The organism is Amycolatopsis sp. VS8301801F10 (assembly GCF_046195355.1).
GTDB lineage: Bacteria > Actinomycetota > Actinomycetes > Mycobacteriales > Pseudonocardiaceae > Amycolatopsis.
The window spans coordinates 1-25470 of sequence record NZ_CP176065.1; the positions used below are offsets into that span (position 1 = coordinate 1).

Consider the following 25470-nt stretch of genomic DNA (forward strand, 5'->3'; position numbering starts at 1 on the left):
GTGTGGACCTCGATCTTGCTTCTTCTGCTCTTCGGCTGCCTCAGCGGCGTCACGACCGTCCTGTTCGGTTTCGGCGGCGGCTTCGTCACCGTGCCGGTGGTCGCGGCGGTCACCAGCCGTGGCGACGCCATGCATGTCGCGGTCGCTACGTCCACCGCGGTGATGGTGGTGAACGCGGTCAGCGCGACCGTCGTGCAAGCCCGCGCCGGACGTCTCCGCCGCGAGTACCTCTGGCCGCTCGCCGCGTTCGTCGCGATCGGTGCCGTGGCGGGTTCGGTGGCCGCGACCTACGCGGGCGACGGACTGTTGCGCGTCCTGTTCATCGCCTACCTGGCAGTGACCATTGTGGACAGCCTGGCGCGCGGTGGATTCCTTAAGCCGCAGGGAGAACCCAAACCGTTGAGCACGTTCACGACTACCGCGGGCGGCGTCGGAATCGGTGCGGTGGCGAGTTTTCTCGGGGTGGGCGGCAGCGTCATGACAGTGCCGCTGCTGCGCCGCAAGGGACTGCCGATGGCGGACGCGGCCGCGATGGCGAACCCGCTTAGCGTGCCGGTCGCGGTGGTCGCGACAGCGGTCTACGCGACGGCGGGCGGCGGACCGTCGGGGTACCTCGATCCCGTCGCGGGCGCGGCGCTGCTGGCCGGTTCGCTGCCGACGATCGCGCTCGTCCGGCGCGTCGCCGACCGGTTGCCGGACAAGGTGCACGCCGTCGCCTACGTGGCGCTGCTGGCGGCGGCGCTGATCGCGGTCGCGGTCAGCTGATGACGGACCGGACGGTCTCCTCGTCGCGGGCGACGACCGTGGTGCCGTCGTCCGCGGTGATGATCGGACGCTGGATCAGCTCCGGGTGCTCGGCGAGCGCGGCGATCCACCGTGGACGGTCCTCCGGAGTCCGGGACCAGGATTTCAGCTCGAGTTCACCGGCGATTTTCTCGCCGGTGCGGGTGATGTCCCACGGGTCGAGGCCGAGCCGGTCGAGCACCGCGACGAGTTCCGCCTCGGTCGGCGGGTCCTCCAGATAGCGGCGCACGGTGTACTCCGCACCGGCCTCGTCGAGCAGCGACACCGCCGAGCGGCACTTGGAACAACGCGGGTTCACCCAGATCTCCACCCGCGCAGTTTACCCTCCCCGTACCGCGCGGAGTCCTTGGCGGACAAGAGCCTTCGCTGCGTCCTGCATCACCTGCCCGGACCGGGTGGAACGGGCGTACCGTTCGTACATGACCCTGCCTCTGACCACCGACCGTCTCGTGATCCGGGACTGGACGGTCGACGACGCCGAAGCCGCGTTTCAGATCTACGGTTCCGCCGATGTGACGCATTGGCTGACTCCCGCGATGGACCGGGTCGCGGACGCCGCCGCGATGCGCTCGGTGCTGCAGGCCTGGGTGGAGGCGCAGCCCAATTTGATTCCGCCTCGGGGGAAGTGGGCGGTCGAGCGTCGTTCCGACGGGCGGGTGGTCGGCGGGCTGGGGATTCGGTTGCTGCCTCCTTACCGGGAGGATTTGGAGCTGAGCTGGCAGTTGCGGCCCGAGGAGTGGGGGCACGGGTACGCGACCGAGGCCGCGCGGGCGTTGGTGGAGTGGGCGTTTTCGCAGGACGGGACCGATGAGTTGTTCGCGGTTGCTCGGCCTAGTAATTCGCGGGCTATTGCTACTGCGGAGCGGATTGGGATGCAGTGGGTTGGGGAGACTACTAAGTATTACGATTTGAGGTTGCAGGTTTATCGGGTTCGGCGGGGGGATGTTGTTTGAGTTTCTCTCCGTTTTGACGGCTCGTCGCCTGGCGGCGACCTTGCCGGCGAGTGGTTGCGTGGGGCCCCCGAAGCTTGATTGTGCTGACGGTTCGGGGGTGCTTGTCAAGGCGGGAAAGATGCCTTGACAAGCACCCCCGAACCGCAGGGAGGCTTCGTATCGGGGGCGGGGGGAGGTGTGGGCGCCTCGCTCTTTGGGTGCAGCGGTGCCTGTTTTTGGGCCGTGAGGGGGAATCAGGGGGTGTGAGGGTTCCCCTCACGGGACGTTTGCCGTCTCCGGTGAGTCAACGGGTGGCTGCTGCGGGGGTCCAGAGTTCGTCGATTTCCCGTTCTGCGGCGGCTAGGCTTTCCGCGGCGTGCGGGCGGAATTCGGCCAGGCTCGGGTTTACTTCTGCCATGGTGAATTCCGCCGTAATGAACCGCGGTTCCAAGCCGGTCAGGGAAAGGCCGTGCGGGAGCCAGCCTTCTGCGTGGTCCCAGCCGTGGCGGGGGGTGCCTTCGCCGTAGCCTCCGCCTCGGCTTGCCAGTACCAGGAGTTCTCGTCCCTTCCCCAGGATTGACGGGTCGTCGCCCGCGGAGGCGATCAGGCGGTCCACCCAGGCTTTCACCGAGCTGGGGGCGCCGTAGTTGTAGAGCGGCAGGCCCAGCACCACCGTGTCCGCGGCCAGGACCTCCGCCACTAGCTCTTCGCCGATTCGGGCGGCTTTTCGGTGGGCTTCGGTGTGTTCTGCCGCGGGGGTGATGCGGGCTTCCCAAGCCAGTGGATCCAGGTGCGGCACCGGGTTCGCGCCCAGATCTCGGTAGGTCACCATCCCGTCGGGGTGGGCGGTTCGCCAGGCCTGGGCGGCCCTCGCGCTGAGTTTGCGGCTCACCGAGCGGTCGCCGTTGATGCTGGAGTCGAGGTGCAGCAGGTGTGCCATGTCGATGACCATCCATAGATAGTTTGTGTTGGACAAACCATTTATAGCACGGCAGCCACCCGAGGTGTCTCGTAGAATGGACACATGGCTCCGCTGCCGCTCGTCGCACAGGCTCCGCGCAGGTCTGGTGCGTTGCTCGAGCACTTCGCGCGCCGGATTCGGCTGCGCGCGGAGAGTGTGCTCGCTCCGTTCGGGCTGCGGCCGCGGCACTTGATCGCGCTGACCGTCCTCCAGACTCGCGGTTCCAGCACCCAGCAGTCGCTCGCGCAGATCCTCGAGATGGACAGCACCAACGTCGTCGGCCTGCTCAACGACCTCGAGGCCGACCAGCTGATCGAGCGGCGGCGTTCGCCGGAGGACCGCAGGCGGCACGTCGTCGTGCTGACCGAACGGGGTGCCAAGGAGCTGGCCCGGGCCGAGGCGGCGCTCGCGGCCGTCGAGGACGAGGTCTTCGCGGCGCTCGATCCGGACCAGCGCGAGCAGCTCTACAACTTGCTGGTGCAAGCGGCTTCCGGAACGGTCGACAGCAGCTCCTGCACCGAGGAGCCTCCGACCTGCTGACGGGAGGGCCAGCGAATGGACGGCGCCGCCGAGCGGCTGGCGAAGTACCGCGCCATGCGCAACTTCGCGAAGACCGACGAGCCAGCCGGCGCAGACGCCCCAAAGGAGCCTGGCTACCGCTTCGTCGTGCAGCGGCACCGGGCGAGGCGGAAGCACTACGATTTCCGGCTTGAGCTGGGCGGCGTGCTGGTCAGCTGGGCGGTGCCGAAGGGGCCGACGCTCGATCCGAAGGCGCGGCGGATGGCCGTGCACGTCGAGGACCATCCGCTGGAGTACGCCGATTTCGAGGGCGTCATCCCGCGCGGCGAGTACGGCGGCGGCGACGTGATCGTGTGGGACCGCGGACGCTGGGAGCCGGTCGACACCGACGATCCCGAGCAGGCCCTCGCGGACGGGAACCTGCACTTCGACCTGTACGGCGAGAAGCTGGCCGGGCGCTTCGTGCTGATCCGCCCCAAGAAGGACGACGACGGCAAGCAGTGGTTCCTGCTGCACAAGCAGGACGACCACGCCACCCCGGGCTGGGACGCCGAGGACTATCCGAAGTCGGTGAAAAGCGGGCTCACCAACGACGAGATCGCGGCCGCTCCGCCCGCGTTGTGGCGCAGCGATCTGCCGGCGACCGAGGCCGAGGTCCCGCTGCACGCGGTGTTCGAACCGGCGTCCGAAGAAGACCTCGAAGCGCTGGGCGAGCTGGGCAAACAGGGCACGTGGACGGTCGCCGGGCAGCAGCTGAAGGTGACCAATCTCGACAAGATCTTGATCCCGGGCCGCGAGGGCGAAGCGCCGATCACCAAACGCGAGCTGATCGAGTACTACACCCGGATCGCGCCGACGATGCTCCCCTACCTCGCCGGCCGCGCGCTCAACACCCACCGGTTCCCCGGCGGCATCGAGAAGCCCGGGTTCTGGCACAAAGAGGTCCCCGACCACGCGCCGGAGTGGCTGCACCGCTGGCATTACGAGGCAGCCGACCCCGGCGACGTGCAGCAGTACCTCGTGCCGTCGGGGGTCGCGGATCTGGCCTGGCTGGCCAATTTCGCCGCGCTGGAACTGCACGCCTGGACGTCGCGCACGTCCGACGTCGAGCATCCGACCTGGCTGCTCTTCGACATCGACCCCGGCTCCGAGACGTCCTTCGACGACGTCCTCGCGCTCGCCCGGCTGCACCGCACCGCGCTCGACCACTTCGGGCTCGTCGGGCGGCCGAAGACCACGGGACAGCGCGGGATCCAGATCTGGGTGCCGGTCGAACCGCGCTACACCTACGCCGAGACCAGGGCGTGGGCGGAAACCGTGTCGAAGTCGATCGGCAAGATCGTGCCGGACCTGGTGAGCTGGGCGTGGCACAAAGACCGCCGCGGGGGGCTGGCGCGGCTCGACTACACGCAGAACGTGCTGAACAAAACCCTCGTCGCGCCCTACAGCGTGCGGCCGAAGCCGGGGGCGCCGGTGTCCGTCCCGCTGGAGTGGGACGAACTCGACGACCCCGACCTCACTCCGGATCGGTGGACGATCCGGACGGTGCTCGATCGCGTGGCGAAGGCGGGAGATCCGTTCGCGCAGCTGCTCGACGTGCACCAACGCCTGCCGCGGCTGTCGTGAGAATCCCCGCCGCGGCCACGACGGCGAACCCGGTCAGCAGAAAGCGCGCGGACGTCACCATCGACGGCGCGCCCAAGTTCACCAGCAGACCGGCGATCGAGGCGCCGAACGCGGTCGCCATCGTGAGCACGGTCGCGATCGCGGCCGCTGCTTGCTGACCGCTGGCCATCGCGGCGACCGACAGGTGCGGCATGGCGATGCCGATCCCGGCGCCCCCGGCGAGAAGGACGACCAGCCACGCCAGCACGGACGCGTTTTCCTTCTGCAGCAAGGCAAGTACGACGAAGGCGGCGGCCAGCAGCGTCGGTCCGGCCAGGCAGAGCAGCCGGACGCGGCGGGCCGAGGAGCTGACGATCTGCCCGGCGGACCAGCCGAAGGACAGCGCGGCGGAGAAGAAACCCGCTGCGGCGGGCGGCAATCCGCCGAGGTGCTGACCGAACAGCGGCAGGAACGACTCGACCGAGACTCCGGCGGCGAGGCACATGATGGTGAGGTAGATCCACCGCAGCGGCGAGCCGGACTCGTAGGTCTCCGCGGGCAGCACTCGGACCGCGGCGCGCTTCTCGACGAGCAGAAACGCTACGACGAAACCGAATCCGAGCACGATGAACGCGGCCATCCCGACGACGTTGGTCAAGATGCCGGCAATGCTCACCGCTCCGACCGCGGCTACGACGGCCACCAGCGCGAAGGTCGGCACCGGTGCTTCCGCGCCGCTTCGCTCGCTGCGCGGAAGCGCCCGCGGCACCAGCGCCGCGATGACGACCGCCGCGACCGCCAGCACAACGAACGCCGCCCGCCACGAACCGAATTGCGCGAACAACCCGCCGAGCGCCGGGCCGACGAGGTTGCCGACCCCGAACATCGCGGAAATCAACGCGCTCCCCCGTGCCCACAGATGCTGCGGCAGTGCCGAATGAATCACCGCGAACCCGAGTCCGGTCAGCAATCCGGCGCCCAATCCCTGCACTCCCCGACCGGCCAGCAGCACCGGCATCGCCGGGCTCACCGCGCACACCACCGAGCCCGCCGCGAAAACGCCGAACCCCAGGTAGTACGCCGCCGCGTTGCCGAGGCGGGCGAGCGCCCGGCTGACGAACATCGTCGCGACGACCTGCGCGACGAGGAACGCCGTCATGTTCCACGCGTAAAGCCGCTCCCCGCCGATGTCGGCGACCGCGGTCGGCAAAAGGCTTGCTGCCACATAGATGTTGACCGCGCCGACCAGCACTCCACCGGCCAGCACGACCGCGGTGCTGAAATGCGCTCCCAATTCGCGCCACGAACCCATTCGCTTCTCCTCCCGGATGCGTTTGCGGTCGCATCATGTCCGGGCGGGAGGCCCCGGTAATCAGACAAATCGGGCGTGAACTGCGTCACAATTTGGTGAGCACCACCAGATAACGGCACGGCTTCGCGCCCGGGTTCTCATACGCGCAGTCGACCGGGCGGCCCAGCTGCAGGCAGTCGCCTTCGGCGAGTTCGTGCACGACTTCGCCTTCGTGGAACCGCAATCGGCCGGACAGCACCCAGATCTGATGGTCGGCGAAGGCGTAGGAACTGGCCGGAAATCCGGCTTTCGCGCCCGGCGGGAGGTCGATTTCCACCAGCTCCGCAGTCCCGTGGCCAGGCGGCGAGACCGCGCGGCGCAGGTAGCCGGTGACCGGGTCCTGCCAGGTCGGCTGATCCTCGCGGCGGACGAGGCGGCGATCGTCGCCCTCCGCACGGGCGATGAGTTCGGACAGCGTGAGCCCGAGCGCGGTGGCGAGCCGGCTCAGCAGGACGGCAGTCGGCTGCGCTTCGCCGCGCTCGATTTTCCCGATCATGGCACGGGAAACGCCGGAACGTTCGGCAAGCACACCCGCGGACAATCCACGGTCCTGCCGGGCTTCACGCACCGCCGCGGCGAGCGAAGCGGAGAGGGGATCGGTCACAGTGGTCGACTATAGCAGCGGATCGTGTCTACTATCGTGCACATGTTGATCCGACCTGCCGAAGAACGGGACGCCGAGGCGTGCGCGGCGATCTACGCGCCGTACGTCCGGGACACCGCGATCAGCTTCGAGACCGAACCACCGACGCCGACGGAAATGGCCGCGCGGATCGCGAAGGCGACGAAGTCGCACGCGTGGCTGGTTTTGGAAATGGACGGCTCAGTGGTCGGGTACGCGTACGGCAGCCCGCACAAGGAACGCGCGGCTTACCGCTGGTCGTGCGAGGTGAGCGTGTACCTCGCACAAGACCGTCGACGCGCGGGCGGCGGAAAAGCCTTGTACGAAGCCCTTTTCGCCCGCCTCGCCGAACGCGGCTTCCGGATGGCGGTGGCCGGAATGACGCAGCCGAACGAGCCGAGCGTCGGACTGCACCAGGCAATGGGCTTCGAACTCATCGGCACTTACCGCAGGATCGGCTGGAAACACGGCGCCTGGCGCGACGTCACCTGGATGCAACGAGAACTCGGGCCAGGCACCGCGCCAGACGAACCGCGTTAATCCACCCCGAGGTCCAGTTCTTCGATGTCGTGCTCCAGCCGGGCGCGCCAGGACCACTTCGGTTCCGTCCAGTCGGTGTCCGACGGCGGCGGCTCCCCCAGCGGCAGCGCGGGATCGACCACGCCGTGCGTCACCCGGTAGGCCAGCGCGGACGTCGCCGCGCGGATCCACTTGTCCCCCGCCGCACCGGAAGGCGGCGCGACCCCGAACGCGTGCGTGAACCACACCGGCAGCAACGCGCTCGACCCGATCGCCTCGGTGATTCGTTCGCGCAGCCGGGAATGCAGCTCCTCCCAGTCCCGCTCGCACTTCTCGATCTGCGGCAGCACCCGGGTCCGCGCCACCTCGTCCGCTGCCAGAACCTGGTGCGCTGCTTCGGCATCCTGCAGTGCGGCGGGCAGCTGCCGATCCAGCACACCCCGCCGCCGAGCGACCGCTTCGGGCAGGCGCGACTCCGCGTCGTCCCGTTCCGGCGTGCCGCGTTCGGCTTTCGCCAGCACTTCCAGCACCGCGATGAGCGCTTCTTCGCTCTGCGCCAACGCTTCCCGTGCCTGCGGCAACCGCGCGACGTCCTCTTCGTACGGTCGGCGCTGACTCGGCGTGAGCAGCTGCGCGGCGAGGCTGTGCCGCCGTTCCGCCTCCGCGGCGAGCTGCCGCAACTGCGGGCCGACGTCGTCCAGGTCGACCACCGGCACTTTTTCCGACACCCGCACCGCGCGTTCGAGCACCAGCAGCCGCTGCCGGAGCCGTTCGAGCTGCCGGGCCGTGTGGTCCAGCCGGGTTTCGTGCCGGGAGTGGGTTTCGGTGAACGACTCGACTGTCTCGCGCAGTTCCGAAAGCTCGCGAGCGGTGCGGTTTTCCAGCTCGTCGACGGTCTCCTGCATACCGCCGACCGTGTCGGTGAGGGCGAGGAGTTCCGGATCGGTCTCCGGGCCCTCCTCGGCCGGGTAGTACTCGGTGTCGCGGTAGTACTCGGAGTAGGTCACCGCGCCTCCTGCACCAGGAACGCCACGGTCGCCACCGTGGCGAGCGCGGCCAGGATGACCACGATCGACTGCGCGCTCGGCCCGGCCCCGATGAGCGCGACCGTGGTGAAGATCGCGGCCAGCGCACCGCTGTACGCAGCGCGCTGCCGCCGGTTGACCATCAACGGTGTCGGCCCGAGCGGCCCGAACGCGATCCGCAGTCCCGCGCCCAGCAGCGGCAACGCGAGCAGCAGCCAGATCACGTTGAGCGCGCCGAACAGCATCATCGCCCCGCTCACCATCCCGACCGCGACCGGCGCGACCGCCAGGTACAGCGTCGTCCGCTGCACCCTTCCGCGCTTCGCCTCCAACCGGGCGAGCCGCACCTGCTCGACCGCGACGTCGACTTCCTTCTCGGTGCGCAGCAGCGCCTCCGCCCGCTCGACCAAGGCGTCGAGCGTCTGCGTGCGTTCGTCGTCCGCCTGGCCCGGCAGCTGCGCCAGACCCGCACGAAGCTCGCGGCGGAGCGCGGACGCGCGCGCCATCACGTGGTCGCGCTGGTCCTCGGCAGGCGTAGTCACCTGGCCACTGTAGGTACGAAGCACGCCGAACCCCGGGAACGACGCGACTTCGGGCGGATCCGGTCAGAGGCGCAGCAGGTCCTTGCCCAGCCGGGGCGTCATCCGTCTCGCGCCGGTGCCGAGGTAGCCCACCTTCCACGACTGCTGGCGCGCGGCGACCGCACCGGCGGACGTCACTACCGGTTCTTGCGGCGAATCTTGATCGCACGCAAGTCGGTCACCGCGTAGTTCAGGTCCCGGCACGGCAGGCCATGCGCCTCCAACGCGGCGAGCGCGCCGTCCTTCGCCGCGCGTTCGTCGTCGTCCGGCCCGGCCGGGACCTGGCAGCGGAAGGTGAACGCCGTCGCGTTGACGTCGTGCGTGAAGGTGCCTTCCTCGGTGAAGGCGACGTCGGCCTTGGCCGCCAGCGAGGCACGGGCCTCCGCGTCGAGAGGGTCGAATTTGCCGCGGATGATGACGCGGAACGCGTCCATGTCAGGTGTCCTTCCGGGTCGCATAAGTCAGTACTTGTTCGCTGAGCAGGCCTTCCACCGCGTCGAGGAGCGTCAGTGCGGCCTCCGCGATGTCGTCCGGCCGCTCGCCGGCGACGGTGCGTTTGCCGATCTCGCCGTACAGCAGGCTGTGCACCCATCCGATCTGCGCGGCGACCAGCCCGGGCACCGGATCCCCTGGCGCCGCACCGGTTTCCGCGGTCAGCAGGTCGGCGAGTTCGGCGACCATCTGCTCGCCGAGGTCTCGCAGCCGGGCCGCGAGCGTGGGCGCGGCCAGCATCATCGGCAGCACCCGGCCGAACCCCGGGCTGAGCCCGATCGTCCGCGAGCGTTGCCGGATCTCGCCGCGCAGGCGGTCCAGCACCGCGCGGGCCGCGGAGACCCCCGGCTCCCGCGCCCGCACGATCTCGGCCAGCCGTCCGGCCGAGGCTTCGGACGGCGGCAGCACCAGGTCCTCCTTGACGCGGAAGTAGTTGTAGACCGTGTTGACCGCGACGTCGGCGGCCTCGGCCACCTCCGCGATCGTCACCGCGTCGAATCCGCGTTCGACGAACATCCGCAGCGCGGTTTCCGCGATGCGCCGCGTCGTCTCCTGCTTCTTCCGCTCCCGAAGTCCCACCCGGAAAGTGAAGCATACTGCAAACTTGGTGTCGACTCCATTTTTTGCCGCCGGATCTCCGGGAGATCCCGGAGGACGGGACAGCGGCCGAAGCGGCATCATCGACCAGGTGCGGATCGGTTTGCTGGGCCCGCTGGAGGTCCGGAACGACGACGGTGCCGCAGTCGAGATCGCCGGCGCCCGGTTGCGGACGCTGCTGAGCGCCCTCGCGCTGGAGCCCGGCCGGATCGTCCCGGCCGGGCGGCTGGTCGACGCCGTCTGGGGGACGCGTCCGCCGGCCACCGCCAACGCGCTGCAGGCGCTCGTCTCGCGGCTTCGCCGGATCGGCACCCGGCTCGACTCCACGCCGTCCGGCTACCGGCTGCCTGAGGCGACCGTGGACGCGACCCGGTTCGAGGAACTGGTCGCCGCTGCGCGAACCCTGCCTGACGAGAAGCGCGTCGTGCTGCTGCGCGAGGCACTCAACCTGTGGCGCGGCCCGGCGCTCGGCGATGTCTCGGACGCACAGTTCTTCCAAGGCCACATCGTGCGGCTGAACGAGCTGCGGCTGTCCGCCACCGAGGAGTACGCCGAAGCCGTGCTCCGGCTGGGCCACGGCGCGGATCTCGTGGAAGAGCTGTCGAGGCTGCTGGCCGAGAACCCGTTGCGCGAACGGCTGGCCGCGGCGTTGATGCGGTCCCTGCAAGCCGCCGGCCGACCGGCTGAAGCCCTGCAGGTGTTCGCGCGGATCCGGAGGGCGCTGGCGGACGAACTCGGCACCGATCCGGCTCCCGAATTGTCCGCCGCGCACACCAAAATCCTTCGCGAAACCGTGGCGAACGAGGACGTCGCGCGCACGAACCTGCGGGCCGGGCTGACCAGTTTCGTCGGCCGGAACTCCGAGGTCGCCCGCGTGGCCAAGCTCGTCGGCGAGTACCGGCTCACCACGTTGACCGGGCCCGGCGGGGCCGGGAAGACGCGGCTGGCCACGGAAACCGGACGGCAGCTGCTGACCGGACGCAGCGGCGTGTGGTTCGCCGAACTGGCCCCGGTCAGCAGCGGCGCGGACGTCCCGCAGGCCGTGCTCGACGCGCTGGGCCCGCGCGAGCAGAGGTACCGCGGATCGCTCGCCAACAGCAGTCCGCGCGAGCGGGCGGCGAGGGCGCTGCGGGACCGGGACGCGGTGCTGGTGCTCGACAATTGCGAGCACGTCATCGAGGCCGCCGCGGAACTGGCCGAATACCTGCTCGGCGAATGTCCGCGGCTGCGCATTCTCGCGACCAGCCGGGAACCCTTGGCGGTGACCGGGGAAGCGCTCTGGCCGGTGGAACCGCTGACGCTTCCCGCGGAAGGCGCGACAGCGGTCGAAGCGAGGTCGTGTGCTTCGGTACGCCTGCTGGCCGACCGAGCCGCCGCGGTGCGGCCAGGGTTCGCCGTCGATGAGTCCACTGTGGACGATGTGGTGCGGATTTGCCGGGCGCTCGACGGAATGCCGCTGGCGGTGGAGCTGGCCGCCGCCCGGCTGCGGTCGCTGAGCATCTCGCAGCTCGCGGCCCGGCTCGACGACCGGTTCCGCCTGCTCACCGCGGGCAGCCGGACCGCGCTGCCGCGGCACCGGACACTGCGCGCGGTGGTCGACTGGAGCTGGGACCTGCTGGAACCGGGCGAACGGCAGCTGCTGCGCCGGTTGTCGGTGTTCTCCGGCGGCGCGACCGCGGCGGCCGCGGAAGCGGTCTGCGGCGGGACGTCCGAGCTGCTCAGCGCGCTTGTCGACAAATCGCTGCTGACGGTTTCCGCGGACACCGAACCGCACTACCGGATGCTCGAGACGATCAAGGCGTACGGCCTGGAACAGCTCACCCTGGCCGGCGAACGCGAGGAACTGCGGCAAGCGCACGCCGAGTGGTTCGCCTCCTTCGCCGAAACCGGCGACAAGTACCTGCGCCGGGCCGAGCAGATCGAATGGCTGGCGCGCTTCGCCGCCGAGCACGGTAATCTGATCTCCGCGATACGCGGTGCCATCGCCGCCGGCGAAGCCGCGACGGCACTGCGGCTGGCGACGTCGTGCGCGTGGTTCTGGATGCTGACCGGGCACAAAACCGAGGCACAGGAACTCATCGAGGCGGCGCTGGCGTTGCCCGGCGAGACCGACCGCGAACTCCGCGCGATGGGGTACGCGATGGCCGCGTTGCTGCTGACCGTCGGGATGACCGACGAAAGCTCCGCCGACGGGCTGAGCCGCCGGGCGCTCGAACTCAGCCGCGGCAGCGAGAATTCGCTGCTGCGGTGCATTATCCCGGTGTTCACGCACACCGGGGACGCCAGCGCCGGCGAGTCCGCGTTGGCCGAATTGCTGTCCGACGAGGACCCGTGGCTGCGCGCCCACGCCCGGCTGCACCGGGCACGGACGCAGCTGAACCTCCGGCACGATTCGGCCGCGCAGGAAGCCGACATCCGCGAGGCCGTCCGGCTGTTCCGGCTGAGCGGGGAACGCTGGGGGATCTCGCTGGCGCTGAACAGCCTCGCCGAGGTCGTCGGCCGGCGCGGCGAACTGGAGGAAGCCGTTTCGTGCTACGAGGAATCGATCGAAGTCGTCTCGGAACTCGGGTCGGCCGAAGAAGTCCTCTTCGCCCGCGGCCGGCAAGCGCAGCTGTTCTGGCAACTCGGTGACGAGGCAGCCGCCGCGTCCGCGATAGCCGCCGCCGACCGCGAGGCGCGAAGCATCTCGTACCCCGATCCGCTCGCTCTTCTGGCACAGACGAAAGCCGACCTGGCCCGCTGGCGCGGCGACCTGGCGGAAGCCCGGCTGGAACTGAACCGCGCCGAAGCGTTGCTGAGCGAGGTCTCGCCGCATCCGTTGTTCCGCGCGATAATCCAGCATTCGCACGCCTACCTGGACGCCCAAACCGATGACCTCGCCGCCGCCCGGGACCGCCGCCGCGAAGCACTCGCCTTGGCCGCGGAAGCCGGCGAGGCGCTGTACCTGTCGATCGTCCTCGTGGGCATCGCCGACCACGCGCTGTGCGTCGGCCGTCCGGTCGCCGCCGCCGATCTCCTGGTCGCCGGAGACCGCCTCCGCGGCGGCCCGCACCTCGCCCTCCCCGACGCGACCGCCGCCGCGGCCGCCGTCCAAGCCCAGCCGTCAGGCACGGTCGACGACCCGGTCGCCCTCGCTTACGACGTCCTCGGCTGACGGAAGCCACCGCAACGCGATCGCTCCCGCCCGGTAAGCCGGAACCGCCTCGACACGCTGGCACAGGTGCTCGACTCGAACCGCGCCGGCCACCTCCTGCTCGCCGAACGCCGCGTCCCGCCGCTGCTCGGCGTCCCTTCCCGCTAACCGGCGCCGAAACCGCCCTGTCCGAAGCACTTCTTGTGGCATCATCCGCCGGTGACCGGCGAGCGGAGCGACCCGCATTCGATCGAGGAGGAAGACCTCGAGGATTTCGACTCGTGGACCGCGCAGGCCGCGCTGGCCTCCCTGATCGACGAAACGCTCAGCTCCCCCGAGGTCACCCGCCTGCTCGCCCGCGAATCGCTGCGCACCGAGGTCGTCCGCGAAGAGCTGTTCGCGAACGAGACCCTGCTCGCGAAGATCCGGACGCTGCAGGACCAAGTCATGGCCGAGGGCGACCGAGGGTTCCGTCCGCGCAACCGGGCGGTGTCGCCGCGCGAGGTGGCCTGGCTGCTCGTCGCGATGCTGCTCGGGCTCGCCTACCTCAGCCTGATGACCGCCGCCTGGGGCCGGCTTCCGCTGTTTTTCCGGATTTTCTCCGGAATGATGATGCCGTGCGTCCTCTTCGCGACCGGCGCGCTCGCCGTCCGCAAGGTCGCCTCGCTGCGCGAGTGGATCAACCCGGACGCCATGCAGTTCCACGAGGAGCAGTTCGGCCTCGGCCCGCGCCGTTCGTTCGCCGCGCGCGAGATCGTGCTGCCCGAGGCCCGCGACGTCATCTCCGCGCACCGGCGGCTGCACTTCGGCACGACGCTGGTTTTCGAGCAGCAATACGACCTCGGCGAGGAGGACAGCACCCGGATCGTGCCGACCGCGGCGGCGAAACGGATCCGGCGGGTCCTCGAACGCGCGGGTTCCGGCGCGGTCGCGCTCGGCGGGCAACGCGGGTCCGGCAAAACCACCGCGATCCGTTCCATGCAACGCGGTCTGCTGCACGGCAGCGAAAACCCGGCGCCACTGGTGGTGGTCGCCTCCGCCCCGGCCACCTACGACGCCCGCGATTTCGTGCTGCACCTGCACAAACTGCTGTGCCAGGCGGTCCTCGAACGGATCCGGCTGACGGTGGGGCCGGAACTCGGCTGGCGCTGGGGGGCCCGCCGGTTCTGGCGCGGATCGGCCGACCTCGCCGGGTCCGCGGCGCTCGGCTGGGCGATCGGCGGCGTGCTGTGGAACGGGAACTTCACGCGGTTTCCGGTCGAGCTGTGGCAGACCATCGCCAAGGTGCGCTTCCCCGGCTTGCTGGGTCCATTGTGGACTGAGCAGCCGGTGGGCAACCGGATCGCCCTGTGCGTGGTCGCGGTCCTGGCGCTCCGCTGGGGATGGAAAATTCTCGCCTCGGCAACCAGCGCGGTACTGTTCTTCCTGCGGCGGAAATCCTCCGCCGGACCACGCGCCCTCGAAGCCGAAGCACGACGCCAGCTGCTCCGGATCCAGTACCTGCTGACCTATACCACCGGCTGGTCCGGCAAGCTCGCCGTCCCGGCAGGCGGCGAACTGGGCCGCACCCGCACCACGCAGCGAGCCGAACAGCAGCTCACGCATCCGGAAGTCGTCGACGAGTTCCGCGCGTTCGCCCAGCTGACTGCCGAGTCGCTGCGCGAGGAAGGCATCACCGACCGGGTCGTCGTCGCGATCGACGAGCTGGACAAGATCGGCGAGCAGGACAAGGCCCAGCAGCTGGTGAACGACATCAAGGGCATCTTCGGCGTGCCCGGCTGCCTGTACTTCGTGGCGGTGTCCGACGACGCGGTGCTCAGCTTCGAGCAACGCGGACTGGCCGTGCGCGACGCCTTCGACAGCGCGTTTTCCGAAGTGGTGCGCCTGGAACCGTTCACGCTGGACGAAAGCAGGCTGTGGATCGCGCAGCGGCTGCCCGGCGTCCCGGAGCAGTTCTGCTACCTCGGCCACTGCCTCTCCGGCGGCCTGCCGCGAGACCTGCGCCGCACCACGATCGACATGGTGGACGTGACGATCGAACATTACGAACCGTCGCTGTCGACGGTCACCGGCATCCTGGTCCGCGCCGACCTGACCGCCAAAGCGAGCGGGTTCACCGCGCAAGCTCGCGGACTCGCGCAGACGCCGGAGCTGACCGAACTGTGGCCGAAGCTGCTCCGCATCCCCGACACTCACGAGGCGGGCGAACTCGCCGAACTCGCCGCCGAACTCCACGAAGGCGCGACCCCCGACCTCGCCGACGCGGTCAACCGGCTCCGCCTGCACAGCAGCGCGTTCGTCCTCTTCTGCGCGACCGTGCTGGACGTGTTCACCGACGCCCTCACCAAGCCGCGGCTCACCCCGGGCCTGCACGAACTGGCCGTCGCCCGGCGGCATCTCGCACTGGATCCGCACCTCGCATGGGCCGCTCTGAACGAGTTCCGCAAGGCGCACGACCTGCCGCTGCCCGCCCGGGCATAACCACTGCTTCTGGAGCACGAAACAACCAGCTCTTGGACTTATCGCCGTGCCGCTTCTAGCGTTGCTCCCATGACCACCTACGTCCTCGTCCCCGGCGCCTGCCACGGCGGCTGGTGCTTCGACCGCCTGACCGGCCAACTGCGCGACCGCGGCCACCGCGTGCTCCCGCTGACGCTCACCGGGCTCAGCGAGCGGCAGCACCTGCTGCACGCCGGGGTCAATCTCGACACCCACATCGAGGACCTCGTCCGCGCGATGCAGGCTGAACAGGTCGAACGCGCCGTCCTGGTCGGCCACAGCTACGGCGGGATGGTCGTCACCGGTGCCGCCGACCGCGTGCCGGAACTGGTCGACGCGCTGGTGTACCTCGACGCTTTCGTCCCGGAAAACGGCGACTCCTGCTGGAGTCTGACCGACGACCGGCAGCGCGAGTGGTACCTGAGCGTCGGCGAGACCGGGTATGCCGTCCCGCCGCTGCCGTTCTTCGACCCGCGCGCGTCCGCACACCCGCTGGCGACCCTGCTGCAGTCGATCCGGCTGAACGGAGACCTGAGCCGATTCCGCCGCCGGGACTACGTGTACGCCCGGATCTGGGACGGCGGCTCCCCGTTCGAACCGACTTACCGGCGGCTCCTCGAAGATCCACAGTGGACTGTGCACGCGCTGGAAAGCAAGCACGACCTGATGCGGGACGCACCGGAGGAACTGCTGCGGATCCTTCTCGACGCCGGCGAGGAATGACGGCCTCGTGAGTGTTCTTCCCGGTTAGAACCGGGAAGAACACTCACGACTCCAGCGCAGGCACCCGCTCCCCCAGCGGCGGCGTCCCCGGCGGCGTCCCGTCCCCGAAGGGCCTCCCGCCCAGTTCCTCCCGTCCGTGCGGCGTCAGCCATCCGGCCAGGTCCGGCCCCAGCGGCACGATCCCGGTCGGGTTCACGTTCCGGTGCACTACGTAGTAATGCTCCTTGATCTGCCCGAAATCGATCGTGTCGCCGAACCCCGGGGTCTGGAACAGATCCCGCGCGTACGCCCACAGCACCGGCATCTCCGTGAGCTTCTGCCGGTTGCACTTGAAATGCCCGTGGTACACCGCGTCGAAGCGGACCAGCGTCGTGAACAGCCGGATGTCCGCCTCGGTGATCGTGTCGCCCACCAGGTACCGCTGATCGGTCAACCGCGAGGAAAGCCAATCCAGCCGGGAGAACAACGCACGATAAGCCTCTTCGTAAGCCTCCTGCGAAGTGGCGAAACCCGCTTTGTACACCCCGTTGTTCACGTCCCGGAACACCTTCTCCGCGACGTCCTCGATCTCGTCACGCAGCCGCTCCGGGTACAGCTCCGGCGCACCGTCACGGTGGTAGGCGCCCCATTCCAGCGACAGATCGACCGTGATCTGCTTGAAGTCGTTCGTCACGATCTGTCCACTCGGGACGTCCACAATGGACGGAACGGTGATCCCGCGCGGATAGTCCGGATAGCGCGCGAAAAACGCCTCCTGCAGCCGTTCGATGCCGAGCACCGGATCGCGGCCGCCGGGGTCGAGGTCGAAGGTCCAGCTGCGCTCGTCGTGCGTCGGGCCGCACAGGCCCATCGACAGCACCTCCTCGAGACCCAGCAGCCGGCGCACGATCGACGCGCGGTTCGCCCACGGGCACGCTCGCGCGATCACCAGGCGGTAGCGGCCCGGCTCCACCGGCCAGCCGTCGCGGCCGTCGGCGGTGATGCGGTCGGAGATGTAGTTCGTGTCGCGCTTGAACTCACCCTGGTCGGGCATCGGAAGCCTTTCGTCGGGATCAGGTCTGGTCGTCCGGGAAGGCGGAACAGTCCGGCGGCTCCAGCGCGGCGGCCAGCCGGGCGAGGATCGGGCCCGCGGCGCGGACCTCCTCGGGCGAGAGGTGGTCGAACAGGAACGAACGCACCCGCTCGAGATGCCCGGGATAGGCGGCGGCCAGCTTCGCGTGCCCCAATTCGGTGAGCGTCGCGTGCGCGGCCCGCCGGTCCTGCGGGCACTTGACTTTCTTGACCAGGCCCCGGCGCACCATCGCCTCCACGACCCGGCTGATCCGGCTCAGCGACAGCGCCGTGGCCTGCGCCAGATCGGTGAGCCGCAGCCTGCCTTCGGGCGCCTCCGCCAGCGACACGAGCACGGTGTAATCCGTCAGCGAGACGCCGTTGTCGTGGGCGAACTGGTCCTCAAGAGCCCTCGGCAGGACTGTGACGAGGCGCATCAGCGGACGCCACACCGCCTCTTCTTCGCTGGTCAGCGGGGTTCTGGTCACCACAGAGGGGGAGTATATCCGACACTTGCTCGCGCAATCAGTTATTGTGGGCTACAGTGCTAGTTGAACACTCAACCAAAGACCGAAGGAACGGAACACATGACCAGCGCGACCACCTACGCCCACCTGACCGGCACCTACACGATCGACGCCGCGCACAGCCGGATCGGCTTCGTCGCCCGCCACGCCATGGTCACCAAGGTCCGCGGCTCCTTCAACGAGTTCGAGGGCTCGTTCACCCTGGACGGCGAGAACCCGGCCAACTCGAGCGCGAACGTGACCATCCAGACCAAGAGCGTCGACACCCGCAACGCGGACCGCGACGGCCACCTGCGCAACAACGACTTCCTGTCGGTCGAGCAGTTCCCGACCATCACCTTCTCCTCCACCGGCATCAAGCAGACCGGCGAGGACACCTTCGACGTGACCGGCGACCTGACCGTCAAGGGCATCACCAAGTCGGTCACCATCCCGTTCGAGTTCGGCGGCTCCGCGAAGGACCCGTTCGGCAACGACCGCGTCGGCTTCGAGGGCTCGACCACGATCAACCGCAGCGACTACGGCGTCACCTTCAACGCCGCGCTCGAGACCGGCGGCGTGCTGGTCTCGGACAAGATCACCCTCGAGTTCGAGATCTCCGCGATCAAGAACGCCTGAACGAACAGCCGGTGAAGGGTTCCGACACCCTTCACCGGCTCAGCCGTCGAGCGCGGTGCCGTAAAGCCGCTCGACCGGGAGCCGGATCACGACACGCCGCTCTTCCACTTGCTGCTTCAGGAACGCCTCCGGCCGCGCGTCCCCCGGAAGCATCGCGAGCAGCTCCCGCCCGACCGCGTCGCCGGGAACCTCGGTGACCGCGGAAACCTCCGCCTGCCCCTCAGCGACGGCGAACGACCAGACGTCACCGCCCTGGACGTGCAGCGTCGCGCGCGGGTTGCGGCGCAGATGGCCGACCTTGCTGCGGTCGGCCGTCGTGGACAACCGCAGCATCCGGGCGGCTGCCCCTATTTCCCGCCGCGCAACCCGGCGATCCCCACCTCGAGCGCGGCTTCGAGGTGCTGAGCCTCCCCGGTAGTCAGCAGCATCAAGACCCCGCCCTGCACCCCGGCCAGCAGCGCCGACGCCGCCTGCTTCGGATCCAGCCCGGGCCGGACCTCCCCCGCCGCCCGCAGGTTCTCGATCCCCGCCGTCAGCTCGCCCAGCCACCGCCGCATCAGCTGCGTCACCACCGCCTGCGCCCCCGGCGTGTTGCGGCCGATCTGCGACATCACCACGTTCAGCGGACAGTGCCTGCCCTGCTCGGTGTAGTGCGCGAGCACCACCTGCTGCCAGGTCCGGAAATCGTCCCAGGTGCGCAGCGTGCCGAGCGCCGGCTGCTGCACCTCCAGCACCCGGTCCGCCTCCCAGCGCGCGACGGCCAGCAGCAGTTCTTCCTTGCCGTCCGGGAAGTAGTGGAACAGCTGGCTCTTGCTGGTCTTGGTGTGCGCGCGCACGTCGTCGAGCGTCGTCGCGAGCACGCCGCGGTCGCGGATCACCTCGGCCGCGCCCTCCACGATCCGCTGCCGCGTGGCCTCGCCCTTGCGCGTGAGCGTCATTCGCCCGCCTCCCGATTGGACCTGCCAGTCCACTCTATCCGGGAAGCTCAGAACGCGGTGCCTCCGTCGGACCAGGACGTCTCGCCGAAGTCCTCGTCGTCCACCGGCGCGCGGCGCGGTCGCGGCCGTTCCGGCTCTTGCCCGGCCTCAGGTTCCTCGACGGGCTCGGCTTCCGCCTCCGGCGCGCCGTTCGGCCAGACGCACGGCGACGTCGCGCCCAGATACAGCTTCCCGAGTTCGTTGGCCTGCAACGACATGTCGAAGCCGTCCCGCTCGTTGCGCGCGAAGACGTACTGGTCGGTGGGCCGCCGGTCGGTCAGCACGGTGAAGCCGTGCCCCTGCCACCACTTCACGACGGCGTCGAACTGCGCGGCGAAGGTGTCCGGTTCGAGGCCGGTCACCTCGTAGGTGGCGGAGATCTCGAACCGCCCGGCCGGACCGTGGTCGGTCGGATCGGTGCATTCGGAACGGTTGCGGGAGAACAGTTCCCGGCCGGCCGGCGCGGGCAGCGCGGAGAACGCGCCGCGGACGTAGTCCTCGACCCGGTCGCGGGCTTCGGTTTCGGTGATCGTGGGGGTCATGGCTCCACCTCCTGGGGAGCAGGCTACGAGGGGAAGGGCGGCGAGGCAGGCCAGCGCGGCACGGCGCGCCGTCACGCCGGCAGCCCGGCGATGATCCGGCCGAAGCTGCGCAGCGACGGGTTGTTGTCCTCCCAGTATTGGCTGTGCGCGGCCCCGGACAGGCCGCCCTCGTACCACGGGCCCTTGTCTCCCGGCGCGGATGCGAAGACCTGGCCGCCGAATCCGTCGCCGGCCGGGCTCGGGCCGAGCGGATCGTGGCCGCCGACGCCGATGTTGGTGATCTTGATCAGGTCGTGTTCCGCGACCGTGGAGTGCACGTGCTGGGCGACCTGGTCCTGCGGGATGCCGTCGAGGTGCAACTGGTTCGCGTGTTCGACGCCGACGCCGGGGCTGCCGACGAAGATCAGGTCATCGGCATTCAGTCCGCCGTCGCGAGCCGCGTGGCCGATCACCGTCGTGCCGTAGCTGTGGCCGAGCACGGTGTTGTGCGACGGCGCGCCTTCGTGCGAAGCTCGCAGGCCGTCCTCGAATTTCGCCAACGCGTCCTTGCCGCCGTCGGCGTATTTCTCGCTGGCGGCGTTCACTAGTTCGTCCGGCGCGTCGTAGCCGACCCAGGTAATCACCGACGTGGACGGCGAGCCCGCCATCGTCGCCGACTGCCACATCTTGTCCGACCGGCCGAGATCTCCGCCGATCTTGGCCAGTTCACTGCCGGTGCCGGGCACGTAGGTGGCGACATTCGCTGCGGTGTCTGGATTTCCGGCCGCGACCACCGCGGTGCCGTCGCCGCTGACGTCGAGCGAAATCAGGAATGCGGGCGGTTTGCCGTCGCCGGTGGCCGCGAGCCGGTCGCGGATCGCGGTGAGGCCGCGAAGCTGTGCGTCATCGCCTTTGCGTTTGTCGATTTCCCGTTGCAGCACAACGCGATTCGCCGCGTCGCGGTCGACCACCGGGATGCCGTCGAGGTTGCGGATCAGATCGGGGTTGTCCCGCAGGATCGAGGACTGCGCGGAGTCGGACAGGCTGTCCCACCACGCCCGGTTCTCCGCCGGGGTGCCGTTCGGTTTCGGCTGGCTGCTGGTCGCCATCGCCAGCGCGACCATCCCAGTGCCACTGCTTTCGCCGTTGACCGCACGGTCGAGCACGACGGTGAGGTCAGCGTCGATTTCGGTGGCGTCGCGGAGAATCCGGCCGACGCGGTCAGCGACCTCGGCCTGCCGCTCGGGTTCCCCGCTGACCCCGCCGCCGTCGTCGATCCGCATTCCGTTGCGCGAGGCGAAATCGTCGACCTCGCGCACCGCCGAGCTGATTCGCTCGACCGCCAGCTGCGCGTCGTGCACTCCGCGCCGGACCGCCGACACGTCCGTGGTCAACTGGCGCAATTCCGCGGTCAGCGCACTGCCTTTGGCGGTCGCCGCGTCGGCTGCGTCGCCTTGCCAGGCACCGAACTTCGTCATGGCGTCGGCATCGTCGTTCGCCGCGGTGAGCCGGGCGGCCCGAACACCGAGCGCGTCGACTGCCGCGGCGAGGCCGGCCGGGTTCCAGCGCCGGACGTCTCCCCAGGTGATCATCGGCCGGCCGCCGCGATCTCGCCGGTCGCGTTCTGGTCGGCGCCGCGGTAACCGGCCGCGGCCTGGTCGAGGTTCCCCGCGTAGGCCTCGGCATCGGCGGTCCACTTCGGAACGGCGCGACCCCAGGCTCCGGACAGGCGATCCGCCGCGGCCACGCTCGTGCCGCCGGCCAGCCCGACCCCGGCGAGCGCGCCCGCGAGGTCGGCCGCCCGCACGGCCGCCGCCGCCTCCCTTGCCCGTCCGGCCGCGGTCGCGACCTCCCCCGGAGCGACCTCGAAACCCGTTCCCATGCGCATCTCCCCCACCGCGGCGACCGGACGCCCCGTACGACGGAAGTCCCCGGCAGCCGGTTCCCCACAGTTCGAGCTTCCGGGGAACTCCTGACCCCAAGGCCCTGACCTGCACAAACGCTCACCTACCCTGTCCACATATGTGAACGCTAGTCACGTGACTGAATAGTTATCAGCCCGCGTCTTGCCCGCCGGTGACCAGCGTGTGACTGTGTACGGCGAAGTTCGTACCGGAGCTGGCCGGGCCGGCGCGCGGCGAGGAAAGGCGCCCCGCGGCGGCGGGTCCGGCCGGTTCCGCAGTGCTGGAGAAGTCCGGCAGTCCTTGTCCCCTCGACCCCCATTCGTCCGGCCAGGACGGCGCTGCCCTCGCGGGCAGCGGACCAGGACCGGCCGGCCATCCCGGAAAGAGACGGCTCGGCAATGACACAGACAGCCGCGGCGCGGCGGCCCATCGGCAGAACGACGCTGTATTTCTTCGGTGCCCTCGGCGGCATCCTGTTCGGGTACGACCTCGGGGTCATTTCCGGGGTGTTGCCGTTCATCGGGAAACTCTGGGGCCTGTCCGGCTGGGACAAGGGCGTCATCACCGCGAGCATTTCGATCGGTGCGATTCTCGGCGCGAGTTTCTCCTCCCGGCTCAACGAACGGCTCGGCCGCCGCCGGACGATCATGACGGCCGCGGTCGTCGTCATCGCCGGCACGCTCGCGGCCACGTTTTCGCCGACGTTCGCGTTGCTGATCATTTCCCGGCTGGTGATCGGCATCGGCATCGGATTGTCGTCTTCGACGGTCCCGACCTACCTGTCGGAACTCGCTCCGGCCCGGCTGCGCGGGGCGATGGGCGCGCTGAACCAGATCTTCATCGTGCTCGGCATCCTGATCGCGTTCCTGGTCAGCTACGGGCTCGGCAGTTCGGGCAACTGGCGGCTGATGTTCGCCGGTGCCATCGTGCCCGCGGTGATCCTGCTGGCGGGACTGGTGTTCCTGCCCGAAACGCCGCGCTGGCTCGTCGCGAACGGCCACGAGGAACAGGCGCGCGCGGTCCTGCTCAGCTCGCACGGCGGCGGCGTGAACGTCGACGAGGAGATCGGCACGATCCGCGAGGTGATCCGGCTCGACTCGGAATCGGCGAAGACCCGGTTCCGCGACCTGCTGACGCCGACCGTGCGGCCGATGCTCGTGGTGGCCCTGCTGCTCGCGATCGGCCAGCAGTTCAGCGGCGTGAACGCGGTCAACGCGTACTTCCCGACGATGCTGATCGGCCTCGGGTTCGCGACCCAGGCGGCGCTGCTGTCCGGCGTGCTGCTGGGCGTGACCAAATTCCTGTTCACCGCGTGGGTCGTGTTCGTGGTCGACCGGTGGGGCCGCAAACCGCTGCTGCTGATCGGCAACGTGCTGATGGTCGTCACGCTGGTCGCGGCCGGGTTCATCGTGCTGGAGGTGCACGACACCGCGACCAAGGGCATCCTGATGCTGGTCGCGATGGTGCTGTACCTGGTCGGCTACGAACTGGGCTGGGGCGCGGTCGTGTGGGTCATGATGGCCGAGGTGTTCCCGCTGAAGGTGCGCGCCGCGGGCATGGGGGTGAGCAGCGTCGTGCTGTGGGCCGCGACCGGCATCATCAGCGCCGTGTTCCCGATCATCTCCGACCCGGGCGCGCTCGGCCTCGGCGGTTCGATGTTCCTGTTCGCGGGCATCAACGTGGTCCTGTTCTTCCTCACGAAGTGGCTCGTCCCGGAAACCAAGGGCCGGACGCTGGAGGAAATCGAACTCGACCTGCGCGGGCGCACGCAGGCGAAGGCCCGCGCCTGAATTTCCTCTCGGGGTACCGCCGGGCGGCAGGGATTTCCCTTGCCGCCCGGCGGTTTTTCATCGCCCGAGCATCCGGTACCGCCGGGTGGCGAGCGGGAGGAACACCGCGGTCAGCACCGCGGGCCACCCCGTCGCGAGCAGCACCGAATGCTCCGCCGCCCAGCCGTTCGCCGCCCACGCGGGATTGCCCGCCAGCTCGCGCACCGCGCCAGCGGTCGCGGTGAGCGGATTCCAGGTCGCGACCGCGCTCAGCCAGGCGGGCATGGTGTCCGGGGAAACGAAAACGCCGGAAAGGAATCCGACCGGCCACACCAGCACCTGCACCGAAACCGCCGATTCCGGCGTCTTCAGCAGCAGCCCGAGGTAAATCCCGACCCAGACGAAGGCGAACCGCAACCACAGCAGCAGCCCGACCGCGCCCAGCACCGACGCCTGCTGCGGACGCCAGCCCAGCGCCAGCCCGGCCCCCATCATCACGATCAGCCCGGCGACCGCGCTGATCAGATCGGCGAGACAACGTCCGGTCAGCACCGCAAGCCCGCTGACCGGCATCGCGCGAATCCGCTCGGTCACGCCCTTCGAGGCGTCGGAGACCACCGCGAGAACGGTCGATTCCAACCCGAACAGCATGGTCATCGCGAGCATGCCGGGAATGAGGAAATCGATGTACGCGCCGTCCCGGATGGCCATCGCGCCGCCGAAAAGCTGGCCGAACATCACCACGATCAGGACCGGGAACAGCAACGTGACCGCGATCGAGACCGGACGTTGCTTCCAGTGCACCAGGATCCGCCGGGTCAGGACGGCGGTGTGGGTCAGCCAGGACACGTGCCCGGGCACTATGGCGGGGACGGTCATCGAACCTCCTCGGAAGCGTTGGCGGACAAGGCTTTTCCGGTCGTTCCCGCAGCCTCCGCCGGACGGGCGCGCCCGGTCAGATGCAGGAAAACCTCGTCCAGCGTCGGCTTGCGGACAACCGTCTCCACCCGATCCGGCCCGACCTTCGCCTTCAGCTCGTCCGGCGTGCCCGCGGCGACGACGCGCCCCGCGTCGAGGACCGCGATCCGGTCGGCGAGCTGGTCGGCCTCCTCCAGGTACTGCGTGGTCAGCAGCACCGTGGTGCCGGTGCCGGCCAGTGCGCGGACGTCCGCCCAGACGTCGAGGCGAGCTGCCGGATCGAGCCCGGTGGTCGGTTCGTCGAGAAAGAGCACCGCCGGGTTCAGCAGAAGCCCGGCGGCCAGGTCCAGCTTGCGCCGCATGCCGCCGGAGTAACCGGACACCGGCCGGCCCGCCGCTTCGGCGAGACCGAACCGTTCGAGCAGTTCCGTCGCTCGCGCCCGGGCCGCCCGCGCCGGCAATCCGCCGAGCCTGCCGAACAGTTCGAGGTTCTGCCTGCCGGTCAGGATCTCGTCGACCGAGGCGTTCTGCCCGACCAGCCCGATCCGCCGCCGCACCTCGTCCGGTTCGGCGACCGCGTCGAAGCCCGCCACCCGCACCTCGCCCGCGTCCGGGCGCAGCAACGTGGTCAGAATCCGGACCGCGGTCGTCTTGCCCGCGCCGTTGGGACCGAGCAGCCCGCACACCGTCCCCGGCTCGACCCGCAGGTCGAACCCGTCCAGCGCGGCCCGCTCGCCGTACCGCTTCCGCACCCCGCTCGCCGCGAGGCCGCCTACTCCGTATGCCATACGAAGAAGGCTAGCACATCACTCCGTATTGCCTA

At 69.5% G+C, this 25470-nt stretch carries 27 protein-coding genes; 10 read left to right on the forward strand and 17 right to left on the reverse strand.

Going from position 1 to position 25470, the window contains the following annotated elements; all coding sequences use genetic code 11:
* The gene (locus F9C11_RS00005; protein ID WP_409182898.1) at positions 1-765 is read left to right on the forward strand and encodes a sulfite exporter TauE/SafE family protein; all 765 of its coding nucleotides are present in this window, start codon (positions 1-3) and stop codon (positions 763-765) included.
* On the opposite strand, the gene F9C11_RS00010 is transcribed toward F9C11_RS00005, so the two are convergent.
* Positions 758-1114, reverse strand: coding sequence for an ArsC/Spx/MgsR family protein (locus tag F9C11_RS00010; RefSeq protein WP_409182899.1), 357 nt, complete (start codon positions 1112-1114; stop codon positions 758-760). The genes F9C11_RS00005 and F9C11_RS00010 overlap by 8 nt on opposite strands.
* 109 nt (positions 1115-1223) lie before the next feature.
* On the opposite strand from F9C11_RS00010, the gene F9C11_RS00015 reads away from it, so the two are divergent.
* Positions 1224-1757, forward strand: a complete 534-nt coding sequence (locus tag F9C11_RS00015) for a GNAT family N-acetyltransferase (protein WP_409182900.1) — start codon at positions 1224-1226, stop codon at positions 1755-1757.
* Positions 1758-2040: 283 nt separating this feature from the next.
* On the opposite strand, the gene F9C11_RS00020 is transcribed toward F9C11_RS00015, so the two are convergent.
* Entirely contained in the window at positions 2041-2676 is a 636-nt protein-coding gene (locus F9C11_RS00020) for an FMN-dependent NADH-azoreductase (RefSeq protein WP_409187099.1), read from the reverse strand.
* 84 nt (positions 2677-2760) lie between these two features.
* Between F9C11_RS00020 and F9C11_RS00025 the strand changes: the two genes are divergently transcribed.
* Both F9C11_RS00025 and F9C11_RS00030 read left to right on the forward strand, forming a co-directional pair.
* Positions 2761-3237, forward strand: coding sequence for a MarR family winged helix-turn-helix transcriptional regulator (locus F9C11_RS00025; protein ID WP_409182901.1), 477 nt, complete (start codon positions 2761-2763; stop codon positions 3235-3237).
* Between the two features lie 15 nt (positions 3238-3252).
* Positions 3253-4842 (forward strand): DNA polymerase ligase N-terminal domain-containing protein, encoded by a 1590-nt coding sequence (locus F9C11_RS00030; protein ID WP_409182902.1) that lies wholly within the window; start codon positions 3253-3255, stop codon positions 4840-4842.
* On the opposite strand, the gene F9C11_RS00035 is transcribed toward F9C11_RS00030, so the two are convergent.
* Both F9C11_RS00035 and F9C11_RS00040 read right to left on the reverse strand, forming a co-directional pair.
* On the reverse strand, positions 4733-6133 hold the full coding sequence (locus F9C11_RS00035) for an MFS transporter (RefSeq protein WP_409182903.1): 1401 nt from the start codon (positions 6131-6133) through the stop codon (positions 4733-4735). The genes F9C11_RS00030 and F9C11_RS00035 overlap by 110 nt on opposite strands.
* 85 nt (positions 6134-6218) lie before the next feature.
* Positions 6219-6776, reverse strand: a complete 558-nt coding sequence (locus F9C11_RS00040) for a helix-turn-helix domain-containing protein (protein WP_409182904.1) — start codon at positions 6774-6776, stop codon at positions 6219-6221.
* A 42-nt stretch (positions 6777-6818) separates the two neighbouring features.
* Here F9C11_RS00040 and F9C11_RS00045 point away from each other — a divergent pair, with 42 nt between their 5' ends.
* A complete protein-coding gene (locus tag F9C11_RS00045; protein WP_409182905.1) occupies positions 6819-7334 on the forward strand; it encodes an arsinothricin resistance N-acetyltransferase ArsN1 family B in 516 nt (171 codons plus the stop codon).
* Here F9C11_RS00045 and F9C11_RS00050 read toward each other — a convergent pair.
* The 4 genes from F9C11_RS00050 to F9C11_RS00065 all read right to left on the reverse strand — a co-directional run bounded on the left by F9C11_RS00050 (position 7331) and on the right by F9C11_RS00065 (position 9990).
* On the reverse strand, positions 7331-8320 hold the full coding sequence (locus tag F9C11_RS00050) for a hypothetical protein (protein WP_409182906.1): 990 nt from the start codon (positions 8318-8320) through the stop codon (positions 7331-7333). The two genes, F9C11_RS00045 and F9C11_RS00050, sit on opposite strands and share 4 nt — an antisense overlap.
* The gene (locus tag F9C11_RS00055) at positions 8317-8880 is read right to left on the reverse strand and encodes a hypothetical protein (RefSeq protein ID WP_409182907.1); all 564 of its coding nucleotides are present in this window, start codon (positions 8878-8880) and stop codon (positions 8317-8319) included. Before F9C11_RS00055 ends, F9C11_RS00050 begins: the two co-directional genes overlap by 4 nt.
* 176 nt (positions 8881-9056) lie before the next feature.
* A complete protein-coding gene (locus F9C11_RS00060; RefSeq protein ID WP_409182908.1) occupies positions 9057-9353 on the reverse strand; it encodes a DUF6204 family protein in 297 nt (98 codons plus the stop codon).
* 1 nt (position 9354) lies between these two features.
* Positions 9355-9990 (reverse strand): TetR/AcrR family transcriptional regulator, encoded by a 636-nt coding sequence (locus F9C11_RS00065; RefSeq protein ID WP_409182909.1) that lies wholly within the window; start codon positions 9988-9990, stop codon positions 9355-9357.
* Between the two features lie 109 nt (positions 9991-10099).
* On the opposite strand from F9C11_RS00065, the gene F9C11_RS00070 reads away from it, so the two are divergent.
* From F9C11_RS00070 to F9C11_RS00080, 3 genes are all read left to right on the forward strand, one after another.
* Positions 10100-13162, forward strand: a complete 3063-nt coding sequence (locus tag F9C11_RS00070) for a BTAD domain-containing putative transcriptional regulator (protein WP_409182910.1) — start codon at positions 10100-10102, stop codon at positions 13160-13162.
* Between the two features lie 198 nt (positions 13163-13360).
* The gene (locus F9C11_RS00075; protein ID WP_409182911.1) at positions 13361-15622 is read left to right on the forward strand and encodes a hypothetical protein; all 2262 of its coding nucleotides are present in this window, start codon (positions 13361-13363) and stop codon (positions 15620-15622) included.
* 69 nt (positions 15623-15691) lie between these two features.
* Positions 15692-16363, forward strand: a complete 672-nt coding sequence (locus F9C11_RS00080; protein WP_409182912.1) for an alpha/beta fold hydrolase — start codon at positions 15692-15694, stop codon at positions 16361-16363.
* A gap of 43 nt (positions 16364-16406) precedes the next feature.
* Here F9C11_RS00080 and F9C11_RS00085 read toward each other — a convergent pair whose 3' ends face one another.
* Positions 16407-17396, reverse strand: coding sequence for a glutathione S-transferase family protein (locus tag F9C11_RS00085; RefSeq protein ID WP_409182913.1), 990 nt, complete (start codon positions 17394-17396; stop codon positions 16407-16409).
* Positions 17397-17415: 19 nt separating this feature from the next.
* Positions 17416-17901: a MarR family winged helix-turn-helix transcriptional regulator gene (locus F9C11_RS00090; RefSeq protein ID WP_409182914.1), complete on the reverse strand. Its 486-nt coding sequence runs from the start codon at positions 17899-17901 to the stop codon at positions 17416-17418.
* A 99-nt stretch (positions 17902-18000) separates the two neighbouring features.
* Between F9C11_RS00090 and F9C11_RS00095 the strand changes: the two genes are divergently transcribed.
* A complete protein-coding gene (locus tag F9C11_RS00095) occupies positions 18001-18558 on the forward strand; it encodes a YceI family protein (RefSeq protein WP_409182915.1) in 558 nt (185 codons plus the stop codon).
* Between the two features lie 39 nt (positions 18559-18597).
* Here F9C11_RS00095 and F9C11_RS00100 read toward each other — a convergent pair whose 3' ends face one another.
* From F9C11_RS00100 to F9C11_RS00120, 5 genes are all read right to left on the reverse strand, one after another.
* Positions 18598-18891 (reverse strand): hypothetical protein, encoded by a 294-nt coding sequence (locus F9C11_RS00100; RefSeq protein WP_409182916.1) that lies wholly within the window; start codon positions 18889-18891, stop codon positions 18598-18600.
* Between the two features lie 14 nt (positions 18892-18905).
* On the reverse strand, positions 18906-19496 hold the full coding sequence (locus F9C11_RS00105) for a TetR/AcrR family transcriptional regulator (RefSeq protein ID WP_409182917.1): 591 nt from the start codon (positions 19494-19496) through the stop codon (positions 18906-18908).
* Positions 19497-19543: 47 nt separating this feature from the next.
* Positions 19544-20077: a hypothetical protein gene (locus F9C11_RS00110; protein ID WP_409182918.1), complete on the reverse strand. Its 534-nt coding sequence runs from the start codon at positions 20075-20077 to the stop codon at positions 19544-19546.
* Positions 20078-20148: 71 nt separating this feature from the next.
* Complete coding sequence (locus tag F9C11_RS00115) at positions 20149-21648, reverse strand: alpha/beta hydrolase (RefSeq protein WP_409182919.1); 1500 nt, start codon at positions 21646-21648, stop codon at positions 20149-20151.
* Positions 21645-21938 carry a hypothetical protein gene (locus F9C11_RS00120; protein WP_409182920.1) on the reverse strand — a complete coding sequence of 98 codons (294 nt, stop codon included), beginning with the start codon at positions 21936-21938 and terminating at the stop codon, positions 21645-21647. Before F9C11_RS00120 ends, F9C11_RS00115 begins: the two co-directional genes overlap by 4 nt.
* Positions 21939-22358: 420 nt before the next feature.
* Here F9C11_RS00120 and F9C11_RS00125 point away from each other — a divergent pair, with 420 nt between their 5' ends.
* Positions 22359-23750 (forward strand): sugar porter family MFS transporter, encoded by a 1392-nt coding sequence (locus F9C11_RS00125; RefSeq protein ID WP_409182921.1) that lies wholly within the window; start codon positions 22359-22361, stop codon positions 23748-23750.
* Positions 23751-23807: 57 nt separating this feature from the next.
* Here the strand turns inward: F9C11_RS00125 and F9C11_RS00130 are convergent, their stop codons facing one another.
* Both F9C11_RS00130 and F9C11_RS00135 read right to left on the reverse strand, forming a co-directional pair.
* Complete coding sequence (locus F9C11_RS00130; protein ID WP_409182922.1) at positions 23808-24608, reverse strand: ABC transporter permease; 801 nt, start codon at positions 24606-24608, stop codon at positions 23808-23810.
* The gene (locus F9C11_RS00135) at positions 24605-25435 is read right to left on the reverse strand and encodes an ABC transporter ATP-binding protein (RefSeq protein WP_409182923.1); all 831 of its coding nucleotides are present in this window, start codon (positions 25433-25435) and stop codon (positions 24605-24607) included. Before F9C11_RS00135 ends, F9C11_RS00130 begins: the two co-directional genes overlap by 4 nt.
* Positions 25436-25470 lie beyond the last annotated feature (35 nt).

Excerpts from the sequence above, each read along its gene's own strand:
- F9C11_RS00080 (WP_409182912.1), top strand. The coding sequence starts at position 15,692 with ATGACCACCTACGTCCTCGTCCCCGGCGCCTGCCACGGCGGCTGGTGC.
- F9C11_RS00085 (WP_409182913.1), bottom strand. The coding sequence starts at position 17,396 with ATGCCCGACCAGGGTGAGTTCAAGCGCGACACGAACTACATCTCCGAC.
- F9C11_RS00105 (WP_409182917.1), bottom strand. The coding sequence starts at position 19,496 with ATGACGCTCACGCGCAAGGGCGAGGCCACGCGGCAGCGGATCGTGGAG.
- F9C11_RS00020 (WP_409187099.1), bottom strand. The coding sequence starts at position 2,676 with ATGGCACACCTGCTGCACCTCGACTCCAGCATCAACGGCGACCGCTCG.
- F9C11_RS00035 (WP_409182903.1), bottom strand. The coding sequence starts at position 6,133 with ATGGGTTCGTGGCGCGAATTGGGAGCGCATTTCAGCACCGCGGTCGTG.
- F9C11_RS00120 (WP_409182920.1), bottom strand. The coding sequence starts at position 21,938 with ATGGGAACGGGTTTCGAGGTCGCTCCGGGGGAGGTCGCGACCGCGGCC.
- F9C11_RS00015 (WP_409182900.1), top strand. The coding sequence starts at position 1,224 with ATGACCCTGCCTCTGACCACCGACCGTCTCGTGATCCGGGACTGGACG.
- F9C11_RS00095 (WP_409182915.1), top strand. The coding sequence starts at position 18,001 with ATGACCAGCGCGACCACCTACGCCCACCTGACCGGCACCTACACGATC.
- F9C11_RS00130 (WP_409182922.1), bottom strand. The coding sequence starts at position 24,608 with ATGACCGTCCCCGCCATAGTGCCCGGGCACGTGTCCTGGCTGACCCAC.
- F9C11_RS00030 (WP_409182902.1), top strand. The coding sequence starts at position 3,253 with ATGGACGGCGCCGCCGAGCGGCTGGCGAAGTACCGCGCCATGCGCAAC.
- F9C11_RS00135 (WP_409182923.1), bottom strand. The coding sequence starts at position 25,435 with ATGGCATACGGAGTAGGCGGCCTCGCGGCGAGCGGGGTGCGGAAGCGG.
- F9C11_RS00045 (WP_409182905.1), top strand. The coding sequence starts at position 6,819 with ATGTTGATCCGACCTGCCGAAGAACGGGACGCCGAGGCGTGCGCGGCG.
- F9C11_RS00110 (WP_409182918.1), bottom strand. The coding sequence starts at position 20,077 with ATGACCCCCACGATCACCGAAACCGAAGCCCGCGACCGGGTCGAGGAC.
- F9C11_RS00115 (WP_409182919.1), bottom strand. The coding sequence starts at position 21,648 with ATGATCACCTGGGGAGACGTCCGGCGCTGGAACCCGGCCGGCCTCGCC.
- F9C11_RS00025 (WP_409182901.1), top strand. The coding sequence starts at position 2,761 with ATGGCTCCGCTGCCGCTCGTCGCACAGGCTCCGCGCAGGTCTGGTGCG.
- F9C11_RS00125 (WP_409182921.1), top strand. The coding sequence starts at position 22,359 with ATGACACAGACAGCCGCGGCGCGGCGGCCCATCGGCAGAACGACGCTG.
- F9C11_RS00100 (WP_409182916.1), bottom strand. The coding sequence starts at position 18,891 with ATGCTGCGGTTGTCCACGACGGCCGACCGCAGCAAGGTCGGCCATCTG.
- F9C11_RS00060 (WP_409182908.1), bottom strand. The coding sequence starts at position 9,353 with ATGGACGCGTTCCGCGTCATCATCCGCGGCAAATTCGACCCTCTCGAC.